Consider the following 836-nt stretch of genomic DNA (forward strand, 5'->3'; position numbering starts at 1 on the left):
GTTCCGTCGTCCTATCGACCGCAACGAGGCGCGTCCTCGCGGGCCCCCTTACCTCCGCGCTGCTTGTCGCGGCCCCGGTATTCCCGTTACTGTCCGATTCGGCACTAGGGCATAACGCCGCGCTCAATCTCCTGCCGCTGGCCGTATTCTCGCCTATCGAGGCAACGGGTTACGTAGGATGCTTCCCGACAGAATTCATTGGCTCCGGTTCAGGCAGCGCATCGATGCTTGCCGTGGCCCTGATATACGTCGCGGTCCTTTTCGCGGTCGGCGCCGTTGCGACACGTTCGCCCAAACAGTATGGACCCGCGAAAAAGCACTATGGGCTCGAGCTCCTGGACGTGAGCGTGGGATACGGAAGCACGACGATACTTTCAATCGGGTCGCTTTTCCTGAGCCCGGGAACGGCGGCGGGCCTCGTTGCTCCCAACGGCTCGGGGAAAACCACCCTTCTTGAAGCGCTGTCGGGCCAATTTCCCACCCGCATCCGCTCGGGAAGCCTGGCGGCAGACGGAATCAGCCAACGTCAATCAGCCGAATTCGCAGAACTCGTCTACCTGAGCTCTTCAGGCGGCACGGATCTCTATCCCACGCTATCGGCCATCGAGCACCTCTCTTTCGTTAGGGAGGCGTGGAAATCGGCCACCGACATCGACTCGCTCTGCAGCTCCCTCGGAATCTCCCCATATCTCGACAAGCCGACCCGTAAACTCTCGACAGGAATGAAGCAGCAGGTAAAGCTTGCCATGGCGATATCGACCGATTGCCCGTACCTCATCCTCGATGAACCGCTGAACGGCCTCGATCCGGGAAAGCGGAAAACCTCCTGCGACGCG

1 protein-coding gene is annotated in these 836 nt (G+C 60.6%); it reads left to right on the plus strand.

Annotated elements, in window-relative coordinates; genetic code table 11:
• Nucleotides 1-836 (plus strand): ABC transporter ATP-binding protein (locus PGW49_RS08535; protein WP_270226243.1); only part of this gene is annotated, 836 nt, incomplete at both ends.

Source organism: Collinsella aerofaciens, from assembly GCF_027679495.1.
Classification (GTDB): domain Bacteria; phylum Actinomycetota; class Coriobacteriia; order Coriobacteriales; family Coriobacteriaceae; genus Collinsella; species Collinsella aerofaciens_AK.